Below are 16,718 nucleotides of genomic sequence, written 5' to 3'. Positions count from 1 at the left end.
TCCCCTAATTCTTCTCGCCGAACAGCCGCTGGTTCATCAGTTGGCGGGCGAGATCGCGCCGCAATTCGGCGGCACGGATCGCATTCCTGTAGGCATCGCGCGTCTCGAGCATAATCGCCGCTATGCGGTGTTGTTCTTCCAGCGGCGGCAGGTTGAGTTCCAGCCGCTTCAGATCCTTGGCCGAGAGCGACAGAAGCGTCGTCGAGCCCCGGCGTAGCAATTCGATCTTCGGCCTGTATGCTTCGCTGGAAAGCAGGGCATAGAGCGCAGCGCCGACAACGCCAAACGCCGGGCGCACCACGATGATGTTGCTGCTCGCGACCGCGCCTTCCGTCTCCGGCCCGACCAGGCCGAATTTCATCGCGGTGCCCCGCCCGGTCAGAAGAATGTCGCCTGTCTGGACGCGATAATTCTCTGCCCGCTGGGGTTTATCGAAACCGACCGTATCTAATGCCTCGATTGGCGAAACAGCATCATCAACAAGATCGCGAACACCGATCATCGGTAGCTGTTCACCATCCCGCTGCACTGCTTCTTCGCGCGATACGCCTACACCGGCGAACACCTCGGCAATGTCGCCAAGACGCGTCGCATCACTCATCATTTCCTGCGGATTTGCGCTCCCCATCATGGACGCCTATGTCGCATTAGAAATTATGTATGTCAATACGTTTTGTCTGATTACGTAAAACGTAGTCGCATACTTTTTCAATTTCCCATGAAAATGAAGTTGACACGCGCCGCTGAGTCTGCGACATAGTCGTTGTCCGGTTGGGAATCGGGCATGAACGAAACAGCCAAGGAGTAATATATGGCAACACGCGCTGAGCCGAGCGGGCTCAAACTGACGGCATCGGATGCGGCCCTCATTCGCGGAATGATCGAGCGGGGCGATCGTCACCATGACATCGCAGCGTTCTTCGGAGTGAATCAGGGGCGGATCGCGGAGATAAAGGACGGGACCAGGTTTCCCGGAATCTCGGCAGCCGATGACGACGAACTGCCGCCGCAGGGTCCTTACCTGACCCCGAAAGCGGCATGGATGGAGAACCGGCTGCTGTAACAGCCGGCTTCCAAAAGGGGCGGAGCCCCGCTAGCAAATGTGCTTGAACAACACGTTTCTAGCTGGCCCCTCGATTTCAGTCAATGGTCCGGTGCTCCGTCGGACCTCATTTGGCCCAAGGAGGGCTATGATTATGTTCGAGGTGCTGAAAGCATCCAACGGTTACTACTGGCGCTTGAAGGGTGGCAACGGAGAGGTTCTCTGCCACTCCGAGGTCTACACGACCAAGCAGTCGGCCGAACGCGGGGCGGCAACCGCCAAGCGCATCGCACCGGGCGCGAGCGTCATCGACCGCACTTGAGAGTAACCGACACCAACGAAGACACCCCGCGATCGCAAGGTCGCGGGGTGTCTTCTTGTTTCGGAGAATAAGTCGAAACGAGACGAAGCCTGGTGATCGGACATACGAGGTCAAACTGATAAGCCTACCGTATGCAGCGTAACCTATACGTCGCGTGCCCTGCCGTTCCCATATATCCAAGCTACACACAGCAGCGCTGCTACGCGGGCGGGCGCATAACGGCAGCGCTTCGACGCTCTGACTGACCACAAAACGTGAACATGCGGAAATCCTTTACAACGCGTTGTGAACGGGCCTAAATTGCACCAGCTACTGATGAAGTGTGCTGACGCGCAGCGAGAGCTGCCTTCATGATGTAGCGCTTCAGACAAAACGACCGACGCGTATGCTGGTGTGTGGCCGATCCGCAAGGTTGAGAGGCTCTGCAGAGCGCTGCCAGTCGCATTTACACCCAAAACTCACTGGGTAGAGATGCACTGTGACTGCTCGCGCCGCCATCATCTCTGCCCCAAAAGGGAAAGATGTGATGGAAACAATTTTCCACTTGCCTAGTCTGAGCGCTGCGCCTGGAACAACGGCTGAACGCTTGCTCAATCTGAAAGACGCCGCCAACGCGGTAGGCGCCAAGTATTGGCAGCTGCAGCGAGCTGTTAAGCGCGGCGATATTCCCAGTTACACACCTTTCAACTCGCGCAAGCTGGTCAAGCTGTCCGAAGTGATCGCGTACATCGACTCCTGCCGTCAGGGAGGGGGCGAATAATGTCTCAAAATGCGATTTTTCCTGAAGGTGACACAGAAGCTGCCGTGCAATTTCTGGAAGACATGTTCCCAAGCCAACCCCGCCACCTTGTTGCCATCTCGAACAAAGGGCACGTTGAAGCCTGCACATTTCAGCCCTTCGAAGACGAGGACATGCGCGAGTGGATTGATGAACGCCAAGGTGTCGACAATCTCTATTTGCATGTGAATGGGCTGCGCCCAAACGTCCTGAACAAAAAGGCAAGAAAGGAAGACGTCCTCAGTGCACATTATGTGCATGTCGACATCGATGACCTCGATGCGGCGAAGCGCATTTCGGATTTCACCCCTCCGCCAACAGTGACTGTATTCTCTGGCGGCGGTTACCACCACTATTGGAAACTGGCCGAAGCTAGCGACGATTTAGTTCGCGTTGAAGCCATAAACCAAGCTGTAGCGAAAGCGCTTGGTGGCGACAATTGTCACAACATCGACCGGATCATGCGCTTGCCCGGAACCGTGAACCTTCCGAACGCAAAGAAGCTTGCAAACGGTCGTGAGTCGACACTCGCTTACATCGTGAAAGCAGACTGGTCATTGAGTTATTCGCTGGATGACTTCCCCCAAGGCGATGGGCCGGAACCAGCAGGACCGAAAGGCGCAATTTCGCAAGACGCTGCCCTGCTTTCAGTGAGCTTGGAGGCGATTCCCACAAGTGTTCTGCCGTTCACACGCAAGTTGATAACCGAGGGCGACGACCCTGACAGACCCCGAGATAGTGGGACCCCGCACTTTCGCTCCAGGAGTGAGACAGTTTTTCGGGTGGCTTGCGACCTTGCGCGCGCGGGCTGTTCTGAGCTGACGATTGCCGGTGTGCTTATCAATCCAGCATTCGGGATTTCGGACTCAATTCTCGACAAAAAGAAGCCCGAGCACTACGCGCGCCGCCAAGCCCGATCTGCCTTGGCAGCTATGTCAGACGGCTGGCCCGACCCTGACAAGTTCGGAAACCCCAAACCAACAATGCGTAACACCAGAGTTGCGCTTCAGCGGCTTGACATCAGCTTTTCGCACGACCTTTTTCGGCATCGCAAAGTCATCAACGGAGCTTTGCTCGATGAACAACAGGGGGAGATCAGCGACGACGCCTGCGCAATTTTGCGCGGGCTGATCATTGATGCCTTTAACTTCGATCCAAGAGCCGAAAATGTACGAGACGCCGCGACGCAGCTTAGCCTAGAACACGCGTTTCACCCTATACGCCAAATGATCGACGGGTTGAGTTGGGACGGTGTGCCTCGCGTCGACACGTGGCTGACCACATACCTTGGCGCCGAAGACACGGCACTCAATCGGGCAATTGGTAAAATCCTGCTCGTCGCGGCCGTAAGACGAATAAGGGAACCTGGCGTTAAATTCGACACCATCGTCGTTCTCGAAGGAAAGCAGGGTACAGGCAAGTCAACCGCCCTCACAATTTTGGCGGGCCCGGAAAACCACTCAGACAACGAAATCTTGACGCTCGACACCAAGGCCCAAATAGAAGCCATGGAAGGCGTCTGGATTTATGAGCTTAGCGAAATGTCCGGGCTGAACAAAAGCGAAGTTGAACGAATGAAGGCGTTCGCCTCACGGTCGGTCGACCGCGCACGCATGTCATACGCGCGCTTTTCGGTCGCACGGCCCAGGCAGGCAATTTTCGTCGGCACGACCAACGAAGAAAGGTACCTGAAAGACCGAACCGGCAATCGGCGGTTCCTGCCTGTAAAGACCGGTGAAATCGATCTTGAAAGGCTTCGAGCTGACAGAGATCAGTTATGGGCCGAAGCCTCCAAGCTTGAGCAGAACGGGGAAAGCACTATCCTGCCAAAAGACCTGTGGGCTCTCGCTTCCGTAGAGCAAGACGAACGCCTTGAAGAAGACCCTTGGCTTGAAAAGCTTACGCAAATTGATGGCAAGGCGTTTGGCGAAGAAGTTCGTGTTCTGACCGCCGACATCCTCGCCGAGACTTTGAGTATTCCACCTGACCGCCAACACAACGGACACATGAAACGCCTTTCAGCGTTGATGCGTGAACTCGGTTGGGAAACAGGTAAATTCAAAGTCAGCGGGAAGACTGCCCGAGGCTTCCGGCGCCCGAAGCCAGAAAACCACACTGACGACGGTGTTATTCCGGGTTCAAAAATGACGCCATTCTAGTGGTGGCGGTGGCACTGGTGGCATGTCCCTCAGGAATTTCTGGTGTGTAGCGGCGGGTGCAGCCGGGCAGCACCAGCAGGTGCGGCCCTAGTACAGGCTGTGCCACCGCCGCCACTGTGCCACCAGGCAGCGTGGAACAGCAGGGTCGTTTTCTGAGCTTTGTCAGACCGCGATTTCAACCTCGTTGAGCCGGGAATTCGAAACCCTAGAGGCCGCGGCGTCTCGCGGCCTCCCAAATCAAACCACGGCAGAGGTTACCGGCGCGGTTACCGCTGTGGTCGCTTCGAGCGCCTTCTGAGGCGTTCGGCGATTACTTGTGCGGGTAACGCCGCCGTGTTTTCCTCGTCGCTTTTTCATTTGGAAAGAGCAAGAACATGAAAAACTTCAATGTCTCAATCACTTCGACGACCCGCCGTCGCAAACTCAAAAACGGGACCATTGCCACTTATCCGCAGTGGTACTGCGAGTATCAGGATCCGCAAGTACACAAACGCCGCCGTCGCGCCTTCAATCGGAAGAAGGACGCAGAGGCTTTCAGGAACAGCCTTTTGCTGAAAGTGGCAGAAGGGAACTTCTTCGACGAGCGCAAAGCCCCAACTGTCGCAGAAGCTATCGACCATTGGCTTGGAACAAAGGACGGCTGCGTCAAGGCCTCGACCCTGAAGGGCTACAAAGTGGTGGCGAACGGCGCGATCCGTGGGCCTCTGCTTATCGGCACCAAGCAAGAACGTGCGGACTACACCGAAAATGGCATTGCCCCTAAAGGTGCTCGCTTCATCAAACTTCTGGGGCACGTGAAGCTGACGGACCTAAACACGGCCATGATCCGCGCGTGGCACAAGACCGTCTCCGAGCAGTGCGGGGCTTATACCGCGAACAGGGCCAAATCCCACCTCAAGTCAATCTTGGCGTTGGCAGAGGAAGACTTTGGCTCCCGCGCGCCTTCCATGCCGACTGGCCTCCCGCGTGCGCGACATAAGCGGAAGAAGGTCATCCTAACCCCTGAACATATCGCCAAGCTGGTAGCTTCGGCCAAGAAGGATCCTGAACACGGTGTCTACTACGCCTTCGCTTTCCTCGCCGGAACAAGGCCCTCTGAGCAGTTGGGCCTCCTGTGGAGCGAAGTGGACTTCGAGCGCGGTGTCATCCGCATCCGCCGCATCCAAGAGCGTGACGGCTCGCTAGCGGAAATGACGAAGACAGAAGCCGGGACACGGGACGTCCCCATGAGCGCCACCTTGCGCGAGATGCTCCTCGACTGGCGCGTCCGCTGCCCGAGGAACGGTAAGGAGCTTCACCGCGTCTTTCCTGGCCCTGGAAGGCTGCAGGAGTGGCCGAAGCCGCGTCTTGGAGGCGGTGGCCCGCTGCTCTACCAGAACTTCCGGAAACGCTATTGGGCACCCGCGTTCAAAAGGCTTGGCCTGCCCTACGTGACGCCGCACTCCGCACGCCACTCCTTCATCTCCACCCTGCAAGCGCAAGGAATTGAGGTGGGACTGGTTGCGCAGATCGCCGGTCATGCCAATCCAACCGTGACGCTCGGCCACTACACACAAGCCGTTCGAAACGGCAGCGCTGCCATTGAGGCGCTGGACAGGGCCTACAGCAGCTAGGGGGCAGTACCCTGCGTGCGCCGCGCCCTGCCCGCCGTACGCACGCTGGCGGGGGCCGCTTCCTGCGCCCCCTGCTACCGCCCAGCTGCAGTGGCTGCCCTGCGCGCTGCGGCTACAGGAACGGTATGTGGCGCGCCTGCAATATCAAATCCTTAATTAAATGTCTGATATTATTGAGATAATTGCGCAGAAATTCTCGCCATGTTTTCCTCTCCTGTTGAGCACAGGAGATCGCCATGAAGGTCTTGGTTAGAGACAAGCGCACCAACAAAGAGAAATGGCTTCCTTTGGAGAAGGCAGCGGAACTGATGCGCCTCGCCGCTGAGGAGCTTGAATGGGCGTTTGAAGAATTCGGGCAATGCGAGTGCGAAGACCACATTGCCGTAGACCAGAAATGGTAGGCTGACCACTCACCCTTGCATATTCGGAAAAGCGCGGGCATCGGTGTTGCCGATGCCCGCGCAATTGTTTGCCCCTGCTTTCCGGGGGAATTGCTTCAACCCTCCCCCCTTGCACGGGTCCCATCTGAGCAGCTGCCGGGGGACCCGTTTGGGCCTGGAACGCTTACCGCACAATATGCTTACGTACGTCACAGCCGAATTCACTCAATGCGGTAGTCGACTGAACTAGCTCCAACACCAACGACTCGCAGCGTCCTGCCGGACACCTTCACGCTTTGCCCCTTGCCGAGACTAAACTGGATTGGGCGTGACTGCGTTGCGTATTGCGACGATCCTCGCGCCGGGATGAATTTGTAAGAAGTTGATGTGGCCGTCCCCGAAACCGGCACTGTTCCAACGGTTCCGCTGATGTTTGTACGGGTGGTGCTCGGAATAACGACTGGTGTTTCGCTCATGGTGGTTGCGTCGCTTGTGACCGCTACATCTGTCCGCTCGAATATCGCGTTGCCCCCACGGCTTCCAACATAGCGAACGGTCGTTCCACCCGCGTTGGTCGTGCGGCCGAAGGCGTCTGCCTTCCCAAATGCATTGGGCAGAGAGCGGCGCGACCCGAAGCTCATGACCACGTCGCCTGGACCGGCTGTCCTGACGCTATGTGTGGTTGGCGTCACCAGCGATGTTTTGGTTTCGACGGAATTGCAGGCAGTGAGAGCCAGTCCAAGCAGTAGTGCGGTGCAGGTGAGCAGTTTCGTGGTCATTTCCGTTCCCAAGTAATTGAAGAAAGACGGAAATCGAAACACGCGTAAAAATCGCCGTCAATTATTGGCGCAAGGAACGTTCTCCCCGCGAATAAACTCCGGTTTCAGGCGCTCACAGGCCTCCATCACAGCAATGGCAAGTCGCGCGGGGCTCTCTGGATGGACAAGCAGAAAGAACACCACATGGGCGGTGGTGAAGGCCCATATGGCACAGTCTCCAGCGACGGATCGGAGCTGTTCAGCTCTTTGGGCCATGAACGTTGAGCGCTCGATGCGGGGAAAGTGCTGGTAGATCAGGAGTGACTTGCCATGGTCGTAGAACGCAGCCACTTCATCGAGATAAAGATATTTGGAGGAGTTTTTTCGCCCCTTCGGCAACGATACTTCCAGTCCGTTGTCCGGATCGAAAAATACCAGATCCGCGTTGCGGAACTGCGACGAACAGCGTGTCATGAAACTCGCACGGCCAACACGATCGTCAGGCAGTATATCGTTGAAGTAGGCAGCCCCGGAGATCGCGTCGCTGTCTTCAATGGTCTGCAATCGCCGCTGATCTGGCTCGGCGGCTGAGTGCGCCAAAATATCGAACAGGGTCGGGTCGAAATGGCGATAGCGATTTGCCTGTTGAAGGTATGCGAGCTTCCCGCCGTCGGAGCTTCCGTCTGGGGGCGTCAGCATCCAGCAAACACCAATTCGGTTCTTTCCGTCTGCTGACAGTGCTCTCAAAAGTGCATACTTTCGATAATCGTTGATGTCGCCGACGTATTGATGCTTCACGTCATTTACTCCGAATGTGAATCGGAGCAAGCATGTCAGAATACCCTAATTTGGGGTACTTTAATTTAGGGTATTATTGGAGCGCTGGTCCTTGCACTGGCGTTTCCATTGTCTTCACTTCGTTCCGAACTCTATCAGCGAATGATCACCCTGCTCGTGCAGGCGAGGAAAGATGCTGGGCTGACACAGGTCGAGTTGGGGAAGCGGCTTGGCCAGCGACAAACTTTTGTTTCCAAGTTTGAGCTTGGAGAACGACGGCTCGACGCGGCTGAGTTCATAGAGATTTGCCGAGCGATTGGGACCGACCCACACGACATAATCCGTATGGCAGAAACGAGCGCCTCCTGAGAGCATCGGTCGATACCAATCTAGAATGGTCTTTGCCGGAAACTAATCAACTGCGGCGACAGTGCGATTTCACGTTGTGTCGAACTAAGCATCTCGTAACCGCGCGGTAACCCTGGCCATCTGGACGCTGTTGAACGTGAAAAGAAGCAAAGGCCAAAAACAACAAAAGCCGCGGAGAGCCGCGGCTTTTGTTTATTTAGAATTTGGAGCGGGCGAAGGGATTCGAACCCTCGACCCCAACCTTGGCAAGGTTGTGCTCTACCCCTGAGCTACACCCGCATAGTGACCGTGTCCTGGGCGATGACCGCCCCGGCGTCGGTGGCGCAGTATATGAACTATGCTGAGACGGATTGCAACACCGAAAATGAAGAAAATTTCTTAGCTGTCTTTCTGTGGACTTTCTGGGGAGGAAACGCCGGAAAATCGCGGATTTCTGCCGCTTTTTGTGCATCAAACCCCTTGTCGCCACCGGCCAAATCGCGCTATTGAGCGCGGCAGCAGTAAAATTTTCGGGAAAAAACATATGCCGGCGAGCCGCGACGACCTCATGGCCTTTTTTCAGGATCTCGGCATCGAGGTCACCACCGTCGATCACGAGCCGGTGTTCACCGTCGCCGAATCCGGCGACCTGCATGACCGGATCCCGGGCGGGCACTCGAAGAACCTGTTCGTGAAGGACAAGAAGAGCCGCCTGTTCCTGATCGTCGCTCTGCATGACGCGGAGATCGACCTGAAGAAAGTGCACCAGGTCATCGGGGCGCAGGGCCGCGTCTCTTTCGGCAATGCCGAGCTCCTGATGGAGGTGCTGGGTGTCGAACCAGGCTCGGTCACCCCCTTCTCGCTGATCAACGACCGCGAGGCACAACGGGTCACCCCGGTTTTCGACGCGGCCATGATGCAGCACGACATGCTGAATTATCATCCGCTCAAAAACGATGCCACGACGACGATCTCGGCCGGCGACCTGCTGAAATTCGCCAAGGCCTGCGGTCATGAGGCACAGGTGCTTGCGGTCAGCGAAGAGGCCAAGGCCGCCGGGCTCTGAGAGCGGGCGACAATCGCGCGCGGCGCGTTTGTAATTCGGGCGCGATGGCGCCATGTTAGGGGCAACAACAGGCCTTTGACGGTTTTCACATTCAAGCGGGGCCAAAGCGTCCCGGCAACAGATTTTGAGGCGGGCGGATGAGCAACGGCAATTACAGCATCGGCGGTCAGGTTGGCGGCGGTTTCGGCGGCAGCATGGGCGGCGGATATGGCGGTGGCAATGGCGGCGGCGACGCACCGGCCGGCGGCGGCGACCTGATCTTCGACGTCACCACGGAAAGCTTCATGGCCGATGTCATGGAAGCCTCCCGGCAGCAGCCGGTGATCGTCGATTTCTGGGCACCCTGGTGCGGCCCGTGCAAGCAGCTGACACCGATCATCGAAGCCGCCGTGAAAGCGGCCGGCGGCACGGTGAAGCTCGCCAAGATGAACATCGACGATTATCCGGAAATCGCAGGCCAGATGGGCGTTCAGTCGATCCCGGCCGTGGTCGCGTTCAAGGACGGCCAGCCGGTCGACGGTTTCATGGGGGCCCAGCCAGAAAGCCAGGTGAAGGCGTTTATCGAAAAGCTCGGCGGTCCGGCGCCGGTCAACCAGGCCGACGCCTTGCTGGAGCAGGCGGCAGTGCTGCTGGTCGCCAAGGATTTCGGTCAGGCGGCCCAGCTTTACGGCGCCGTGATGCAGATGGAACCGGACAATGTCGCCGCCATTTCCGGCCTGGCGCAGTGTTATCTCGGCGCCGGTGAGCCGGAGCGCGCCCGCCAGGCCCTGGATCTGGTGCCGGAAGACAAGCGCGAAGACGAGGCCTATCTGGCCGCGAAGGCCGCCCTCGATCTCGCCGAGCAGGCTGCCTCCCTTGGGGATCTGTCCGAGCTGCAGGAGCGGATCGACAAGGATCCGCTCGACCTTCAGGCCCGCTTCGATCTCGCCCTCGGCCTCAACGGCAAGGGCGACAAGAACGGTGCCGTTGACCAGCTCATCGAAATCGTCCGCCGCGACCGGGACTGGAACGAGGACGGCGCCCGCAAGCAGCTGCTGCAGTTCTTCGAAGCCTGGGGCTTCAAGGACCCGGCCAGCGCCTATGGCCGCCGCAAGCTTTCCGCCGTGCTGTTTTCTTGACGAAAATCCAATCTGACACACATTAGGGACAGAGCTTGAGAACGGCGGTCTGCCGCAATAACGACAACAACGAAGGCGCTGAAATGCAGGCGGGAAATGCCATCTATGAGACCATCGCGGACCTGCCGCCGATCCTGCCCATTTTCCCGCTGTCCGGCGCCCTTCTGTTGCCGCGCACGCAATTGCCGCTGAACATCTTCGAGCAGCGCTATATCGACATGATCGACGCCTCGCTCGCCGGCAATCGGCTGATCGGCATGGTCCAGCCCTCACCCGACCGCCATTCCGAGGACCAGGACACGCCGGTGCTCGCCAGCGTCGGCTGTGTCGGCCGCCTGACCAGCTTTCAGGAGACCGGTGACGGCCGGTATCTGATCACCTTGCAGGGCATCACCCGCTTCGCGCTCGGCAAGGAGCTGAAGACCTATTCCAAGTTCCGGGAAGTCGAGTGTGATTTCGCCGCCTTTGCCCATGACCTGAGATGCGGCGAAGGCGAGGAGGAGGTCGACCGCAACGGGCTTTTGAGAACCCTGCGCGACTATCTCGACGCCAACAATCTGGAAGCCGACTGGCAGAGCGTTTCGGAAGCCGAGACGGAGGTGCTGGTCAATGCGCTCTGTATGATGTGCCCCTACGGGCCACAGGAAAAACAGGCCCTTCTGGAGGCGCGCGATCTCAGGACACGTGCCGAAACGCTGATCGCGATCACGGAAATGGATCTCGCCAAATCACAGAATGACGGCGGCACGACCCTTCAGTAACGTGCGCCGCGAGCCGAAGGCCTATGGAAGATGAACGAGCAACCGACCGAACGCGCCGTGGACCGCAAGCTGCTGGAGCTGCTGGTATGCCCGTTGACCAAGACAACGCTGGAATATGACGCGGATGCCAAGGAGCTGATCTCCCGCTCCGCCAAGCTGGCCTACCCGATCCGCAACGGCATCCCGATCATGCTGCCGGACGAGGCTCGCAAGCTTGAGGACTGAGGCAAAGACGACCTCGGACAAGCTCCCCAATTCAACTCTTTTGAGACAAATATCTATCCTGCGTCATCCCGGCCAAGCGAAGCACGAGCCAGGATCGGGGAGCCAGAAGAGCAAGGCCTTTGCTCCACGATCCATCGACACACCTCGGATCTCCGATCCCGGGTCTTCGCCCGGGATGACGAAATCGAGGTTCTTATGTTCTGGAACCGCGCAAACGCCTAGCCTTACATGCCGTAGCTGAGCCGGGCAATGAAGCTTTGCAGGAACCAAATGATCAGAAGCAGGATCACCGGGGAAATATCGACCCCGCCCAGATCCGGCAGGAAACGCCGGATCGGCCTGAGCGCCGGTTCGGTCAGATTGTAGAGCACCCGCCCGATCGTGTTGATGAACTGGTTGCTCGAATTGACGATGTTGAAGGCATAGAGCCAGGAGAAAATCGCGCTGGCGATGATGACGAGGGAATAGAGATAGAGGGCAAGGCCCACCACATCCAATAACGATCCGACTAATGCGCTCATGTACGATCCCAGTTCGAAGCTTTGATTTTCCTTCTCATGTAGCTTCCTGACAGCGGTGCCGCAAGGCGGCAAGCCGGTTAATGCCGAATTCCTTGTCTCTTGGCTGGTCGCGGCACTTTAGGTGCCAAAATGCAACAGTGCGGCAAAACCGCGAATTCTTAGGGTTTGAGTCAGCATCTGCCGTGCTATCTTCCAGCCAAAGAGATCTCCTGCTGGATGGGTTTTGATGTTGAAGCTGTTGTCGCGTGCCGCGCTGGCCGTTGCCCTGAGCGCCGTGTCCGGAGCCGCCCTGGCTCAAAGCGGCGAATTGTCCACTGAGGATGCCAACCGGCAGTTCGTGATCGACCTGGGTGTCGGCGCCTCGGTTCAGCCGCGCTACGAATCGGCTGATTCCTACCTCGTCTATCCGTTCCCGATCGTCTCCGTCGGCCGGTTCTACTTCCCGGGCCTCGGCCAGGTGGTCGACGGCCGCCGCAAGGCCGGCGTATTCTTCTATCCCTCGTTCAATTTCATCGGCGAACGCAAGGCCAGCGACTCGGTGGACCTGACCGGCACCAAGACCGTCGACTGGGCGCTCGAACTCGGTCTCGGCGGCGGCTTCCGCACTGAGCATTTCCGGGCCTTTGCCGAACTGCGCCAGGGCATCAACGGCCACACCGGCCAGGTCGGCCAGCTCGGCGTCGACGGCATCGTCTATCCGGCGGCAAAATGGGAACTCAGCTTCGGCCCGCGCGCCGATTTTGCCTCCGACGACTATATGGACACCTATTTCGGCGTCAGCGCCTCCGAGGCCGCCAACAGCGGTGGCCGTCTGACCCGCTACAATCCGAGTGGCGGCTTCAAGAGCGTCGGCCTGGCTGCCCGCGCCAGCTATGACTGGAACGACGATGTCCGCCTGCATCTTCAGGGCGGCTACGATCGCCTGATCGGCGACGCGGCCGACAGCCCGATCGCCAGGAACGGCAGCGAAAACCAGTTCAGTGTCGGTGTCGGCATGACCTACCGGTTCGCGTTCGACCTGTTCAAGTGATCGGTGTAATTTTTTAGAAAAACCGAAAATCCAAGACGAAGGGAGGCCAATAGCCTCCTTTTTTGTCGGCATCATTCTCCATCGCCCTCCCGGCCAAGCGAAGCGCGAGCCGGGACCGGGGAGCCAGAGAGGCGTGTTCACGCACCAACGCGTCGGCGCCCCGATCCCGGATCTACGCTGCGCTGCGTCCGGGATGACGACGGGCAGAAAGAGTTTCTTGGAAGTTCGGCGAAATCCGAAGTCCGCAGTCGTGCAAAGCGCCCTTTTGCGCACTCAATGGGAACACTCGATCAGCTCAATGCCCTGCGGCAGCTTGGTCGTGGCGTCGCCGCAGGCGCCCAGGATGCGGTCGGGATCGAGATTGTAGGCGCCGGTCAGATCCGCGCCAACGAGGCGGGTCCGGCGCAGCAGCGCCCCGTCAAAATCGACATCCCTCAGATTGGCCCCGGTCAGATCGGAACTGACCAGGCGCACGCCTGACATGTCCGCGCCGGAAAAATCCGCATTATGGGCATGGATCCGGTCCAGCTTCGCCTGGCGCAGCCGCGCGCCCTGGAAATTCGCATTGGTCAGCGTCATCCGCTCCAGATTGGCGTCGTCGAGTTTAGCGTCCTTGAACGAGGCACCATCCGCAACGGCTCTGAAGAGATACGCATTCCTCAGGTCAGCTTCCTCAAAACTCGCGCCATTGGCGATGATTGCATTGAGATCCGCATCGCGGAGGTCAGCGCCATGAAAGACGGTGTCGGTCAGATTGGCTTTTTCCAGGTCGACGGAGCGCATGTTGGAGCCGGAAAAATCGCTGCCGGAAAAATCAGCGCGTTCGGCTTCCGTGCGGCGGAAATCGGACCGGTTGAAGTCAGCATTCCGCAACACGGCTTCCTTGAGATCGACCTCGCGCAGGTTGGCCCGGGCAAAATCGGCATTCTCGACAGACAGAAAACGAAGTTCGGCAAGTCTCAGGTCGCAGCGCGGGCAACCGCCCTTGTTTTTGATCTCCGCCATCCGTTCCGCGTCGCTACCGGCTTCAACCGCGGTTGCAACGCTCAGCATCGCCATCAGACCGAAACAGCCTGCCAGCAGTCGGGTTACCCTGTCGCTCATCTTCTGTCCTTTTGACTGTCTTCCCAAGAAATAGGTCGCCATTGCGACAGTTTAAGGTCCCTGGACTGACAGTGTATTGAAAAAAGTGCAAATGCCGGGAGAAACAATCTGGTCGCGGAAGGCGAGGGAGGGAAGAAACGGGCGGGGTCGCAGATGCCCGCTTCTTCCAACCACATCAAGCGCTGACGACGCACTACCTGACAATCAGCGTGCTCACCAAAACGCAAAAGCCTTGCCAATTGGTTGTCAGGCAAAACCGGACAATATCTGGGCCTTGAAGCAACTCAGAACACAAGATGCTGGAATTGTTCAGACTTTCTTTAGATCCCCTGCATTGCATTCTGCGATGCCGGCTGCAAACACGGCTAACAAAACCTTAACAGGGCAGCCCGATACGCTCAGGAGAATTCGCTGCGCAAATCGAGCGTCGAGCGTTTGCCGATGTCGTCGAAATGCCGGTCAAGCCAGGCCTTGGCGGTGTCGCGGCCCAGATCGCGCAGATGCGTCAGAAAGCTCCATTCCGCATTCATCTTCGAGGAGGCCTGCAACGGCTTCAATTCGCCCGCCGAGATCCGGTGCATGTGCACCTTCATGTAGTCCTCACTTGACAGCTGTCCGTCCTCGATCAGCCGGGTGACGAAGTCGATTGCCCGGAGTTCGCGCAGGAGAGTCGAGTTGAAGGTGATCTCGTTCAGGCGGTTGACGATTTCCCGGGCCGTTTTCGGTACTTCCCGGCGCTCGGTCGGATTGATCTGGATGAGCACAACATCCGGCGTTTCGGTCTCGTAGAACAGCGGATAGAGCGGCGGATTGCCCATGTAACCGCCGTCCCAATAGGGCTCGCCGTCGATTTCCACCGCCTGAAACAGTTGCGGCAGGCAGGCCGAAGCCATCACCGCGTCCAGCGTGACTTCCTTTTCCCGGAACACCCGGATCTTGCCGGTAAAGACATTGGTCGCGGCAATGAACAGCTTGATGCGCGAACACTGATGCACCTTGCCGAAATCGACCGTCTTTGCGACCACGTCCCGCAGCGGATTGACGTTGAGCGGATTGAATTCGTAAGGAGAGGCAAACCGTGAAACCACGTCGAAAAACAGATAGCTCGGCGAATGGTCGAGGCTCCACGTCCCTAAGAACATGTCCAGCGGCGAGCGCTGGATCGGGCTGAGCTGCGCCTCGCGGCTGACTTCCCCCCAGAAGCTCTCCAGGCTTTCGCGGGCGCCGTCCTCACCGCCCGCCTCCATGCCGCTGGCCAGAACGACCGCATTCATCGCGCCGGCGGACGTGCCCGTGATGGCATCGATTTCAAACCGGCTGTCTTCCAGGAACCAGTCCAGCACCCCCCAGGTGAAGGCACCATGGGCACCGCCGCCCTGGAGGGCAAGGTTTATCTTTTTGGGCGCGGCCAAGGCGGCCTCCCTCCTGTTTGAGGTCAGCGAGCTGCCTTAAGAGTCTGGCCCATAAATGAAGATGAAATGGTTTGAAGCGAATTGGTCTTCATCAAGGAGCGAAAGCGCAGGAAATGTGGTTCATTTTCAAGCCTTTCGCGACGCAGAGGAAGACCAATTCGGTCAAATCCGAAGGACATGGAAATGGCTTCACCCCGTGTCGTCAGCGCGCTTGACCGGGCAATAAGCCCGCTCCGCGCACCCTTCCTATCGGTGTTTCGCCATTTCTCATGCCATTTCGACTTCATTTTTGGGCCAGACTCTAAGGATCAGTGCGCCGTCCAGCCGCCATCAATCGGCAGGATGGAACCGGTGATCGACGATGCTGTGTCGGAGCACAGGAACACGGCGTAGCCGGCCACCTGCTCGATGGTGACGAATTTCTTGGTCGGCTGAGCCGCCAGCATCACATCGTTCTTGACCTGCTCCTCGGTCATGTTGCGGGCCTTCATCGTGTCGGGGATCTGCGCCTCGACCAGCGGAGTCCAGACATAGCCCGGGCAGATGGCGTTGACCGTGATGCCCTGCTGCGCCACTTCCAGCGCGACGGTCTTGGTCAGGCCGGCAATGCCGTGTTTGGCGGCGACATAGGCGGATTTATAGGGCGAGGCCACCAGGGCGTGGGCGGAGGCCGTATTGATGATCCGGCCCCAGCCGTTTTTCTTCATGCCCGGCAGAGCCGCGCGGATCGCGTGAAAGGCTGAGGTCAGGTTGATCGCAATGATGGCATCCCATTTGTCGATCGGGAATTCGTCGACCGGAGAGACGAACTGGATGCCGGCATTGTTCACCAGGATGTCGACGCTGCCGAACTCCTTTTCCGCGTCGGCGATCATGCCGGCGATCTCGTCGCCCTTCAGCATGTTGGCGGGAGAATAGATGCAGCGCACGCCGTAATCGGTCTCGATGGCGGCGCGAGTCTTTTCGATCTCATCCGCATCGCCCAGTCCGTTGATGACGACATTGGCTCCCTTTTCCGCGAAGGCACGGGCGCAGCCCAGACCAATGCCGGAGGTGGAGCCGGTGACGACGGCGGTTTTGTTGGCAAGCATTTTGACGATCTCCCGGATTTGGATATTTCGGCACAGAGTTGACCAGTTCTCGCCGCACTGCAACATCGAACTCGCGAAAAGTGATTGGCTGTAAGGTCGACAGTCCGTCTTCTGCTCGATCCCTGCCACACAATCAGCCTCATCCTGAGGAGCGCGCCCCGCGCGCGTCTCGAAGGACCGGCTGCACACTCTGGAACAAGCGGCCGATCCTTC

The 16,718-nt window shown here is 58.3% G+C and carries 19 protein-coding genes and 1 tRNA gene; 12 read left to right on the top strand and 8 right to left on the bottom strand.

What is annotated here, in order from left to right:
- Positions 1–4: 4 nt before the first annotated feature.
- Positions 5–631 (bottom strand): restriction endonuclease subunit S, encoded by a 627-nt coding sequence (locus M0H32_RS09330; protein WP_248153307.1) that lies wholly within the window; start codon positions 629–631, stop codon positions 5–7.
- Positions 632–811: 180 nt separating this feature from the next.
- On the opposite strand from M0H32_RS09330, the gene M0H32_RS09325 reads away from it, so the two are divergent.
- From M0H32_RS09325 to M0H32_RS09300, 6 genes are all read left to right on the top strand, one after another.
- Positions 812–1,063 (top strand): hypothetical protein, encoded by a 252-nt coding sequence (locus M0H32_RS09325; RefSeq protein ID WP_248153558.1) that lies wholly within the window; start codon positions 812–814, stop codon positions 1,061–1,063.
- Positions 1,064–1,190: 127 nt separating this feature from the next.
- Positions 1,191–1,364 carry a YegP family protein gene (locus M0H32_RS09320; protein WP_248153306.1) on the top strand — a complete coding sequence of 58 codons (174 nt, stop codon included), beginning with the start codon at positions 1,191–1,193 and terminating at the stop codon, positions 1,362–1,364.
- 478 nt (positions 1,365–1,842) lie between these two features.
- Positions 1,843–2,124, top strand: coding sequence for a helix-turn-helix transcriptional regulator (locus M0H32_RS09315; protein ID WP_248153305.1), 282 nt, complete (start codon positions 1,843–1,845; stop codon positions 2,122–2,124).
- The gene (locus tag M0H32_RS09310; protein ID WP_248153304.1) at positions 2,124–4,301 is read left to right on the top strand and encodes a VapE domain-containing protein; all 2,178 of its coding nucleotides are present in this window, start codon (positions 2,124–2,126) and stop codon (positions 4,299–4,301) included. Before M0H32_RS09315 ends, M0H32_RS09310 begins: the two co-directional genes overlap by 1 nt.
- A gap of 374 nt (positions 4,302–4,675) precedes the next feature.
- A complete protein-coding gene (locus tag M0H32_RS09305; protein ID WP_248153303.1) occupies positions 4,676–5,914 on the top strand; it encodes a tyrosine-type recombinase/integrase in 1,239 nt (412 codons plus the stop codon).
- Positions 5,915–6,150: 236 nt separating this feature from the next.
- On the top strand, positions 6,151–6,315 hold the full coding sequence (locus M0H32_RS09300) for a hypothetical protein (protein WP_248153302.1): 165 nt from the start codon (positions 6,151–6,153) through the stop codon (positions 6,313–6,315).
- Between the two features lie 200 nt (positions 6,316–6,515).
- On the opposite strand, the gene M0H32_RS09295 is transcribed toward M0H32_RS09300, so the two are convergent.
- Positions 6,516–7,073: a hypothetical protein gene (locus M0H32_RS09295; RefSeq protein ID WP_248153301.1), complete on the bottom strand. Its 558-nt coding sequence runs from the start codon at positions 7,071–7,073 to the stop codon at positions 6,516–6,518.
- Positions 7,074–7,130: 57 nt separating this feature from the next.
- Positions 7,131–7,850, bottom strand: a complete 720-nt coding sequence (locus M0H32_RS09290) for a hypothetical protein (RefSeq protein WP_248153300.1) — start codon at positions 7,848–7,850, stop codon at positions 7,131–7,133.
- A 141-nt stretch (positions 7,851–7,991) separates the two neighbouring features.
- On the opposite strand from M0H32_RS09290, the gene M0H32_RS09285 reads away from it, so the two are divergent.
- Positions 7,992–8,198: a helix-turn-helix domain-containing protein gene (locus M0H32_RS09285; protein WP_248153299.1), complete on the top strand. Its 207-nt coding sequence runs from the start codon at positions 7,992–7,994 to the stop codon at positions 8,196–8,198.
- Between the two features lie 204 nt (positions 8,199–8,402).
- Here M0H32_RS09285 and M0H32_RS09280 read toward each other — a convergent pair.
- A tRNA-Gly gene (locus tag M0H32_RS09280) sits at positions 8,403–8,477 on the bottom strand.
- 244 nt (positions 8,478–8,721) lie between these two features.
- On the opposite strand from M0H32_RS09280, the gene M0H32_RS09275 reads away from it, so the two are divergent.
- The 4 genes from M0H32_RS09275 (at position 8,722) to M0H32_RS09260 (ending at position 11,347) form a co-directional block, all read left to right on the top strand.
- Positions 8,722–9,243, top strand: a complete 522-nt coding sequence (locus M0H32_RS09275) for a prolyl-tRNA synthetase associated domain-containing protein (RefSeq protein ID WP_248153298.1) — start codon at positions 8,722–8,724, stop codon at positions 9,241–9,243.
- 137 nt (positions 9,244–9,380) lie between these two features.
- A complete protein-coding gene (trxA, locus tag M0H32_RS09270; protein WP_248153297.1) occupies positions 9,381–10,361 on the top strand; it encodes a thioredoxin in 981 nt (326 codons plus the stop codon).
- An 83-nt stretch (positions 10,362–10,444) separates the two neighbouring features.
- Complete coding sequence (locus M0H32_RS09265) at positions 10,445–11,122, top strand: LON peptidase substrate-binding domain-containing protein (protein WP_248153548.1); 678 nt, start codon at positions 10,445–10,447, stop codon at positions 11,120–11,122.
- 30 nt (positions 11,123–11,152) lie between these two features.
- On the top strand, positions 11,153–11,347 hold the full coding sequence (locus M0H32_RS09260; RefSeq protein WP_248153296.1) for a Trm112 family protein: 195 nt from the start codon (positions 11,153–11,155) through the stop codon (positions 11,345–11,347).
- Between the two features lie 224 nt (positions 11,348–11,571).
- Here the strand turns inward: M0H32_RS09260 and M0H32_RS09255 are convergent, their stop codons facing one another.
- Positions 11,572–11,868 (bottom strand): YggT family protein, encoded by a 297-nt coding sequence (locus M0H32_RS09255; RefSeq protein ID WP_248153295.1) that lies wholly within the window; start codon positions 11,866–11,868, stop codon positions 11,572–11,574.
- 226 nt (positions 11,869–12,094) lie between these two features.
- Between M0H32_RS09255 and M0H32_RS09250 the strand changes: the two genes are divergently transcribed.
- Entirely contained in the window at positions 12,095–12,898 is an 804-nt protein-coding gene (locus M0H32_RS09250; protein ID WP_248153294.1) for a MipA/OmpV family protein, read from the top strand.
- A 273-nt stretch (positions 12,899–13,171) separates the two neighbouring features.
- Here M0H32_RS09250 and M0H32_RS09245 read toward each other — a convergent pair whose 3' ends face one another.
- The 3 genes from M0H32_RS09245 to M0H32_RS09235 form a co-directional block, all read right to left on the bottom strand.
- A complete protein-coding gene (locus M0H32_RS09245; protein ID WP_248153293.1) occupies positions 13,172–14,002 on the bottom strand; it encodes a pentapeptide repeat-containing protein in 831 nt (276 codons plus the stop codon).
- 398 nt (positions 14,003–14,400) lie between these two features.
- Positions 14,401–15,414, bottom strand: coding sequence for a patatin-like phospholipase family protein (locus M0H32_RS09240; RefSeq protein ID WP_248153292.1), 1,014 nt, complete (start codon positions 15,412–15,414; stop codon positions 14,401–14,403).
- Positions 15,415–15,722: 308 nt separating this feature from the next.
- Entirely contained in the window at positions 15,723–16,505 is a 783-nt protein-coding gene (locus M0H32_RS09235) for a 3-hydroxybutyrate dehydrogenase (protein ID WP_248153291.1), read from the bottom strand.
- Positions 16,506–16,718: the final 213 nt, after the last annotated feature.

Source organism: Roseibium sediminicola (assembly GCF_023156505.1).
GTDB classification, from domain to species: Bacteria; Pseudomonadota; Alphaproteobacteria; order Rhizobiales; family Stappiaceae; genus Roseibium; species Roseibium sediminicola.
Note: the sequence above shows the minus strand (reverse complement) of the source record. Positions and strands in the feature narration are given on the sequence as shown.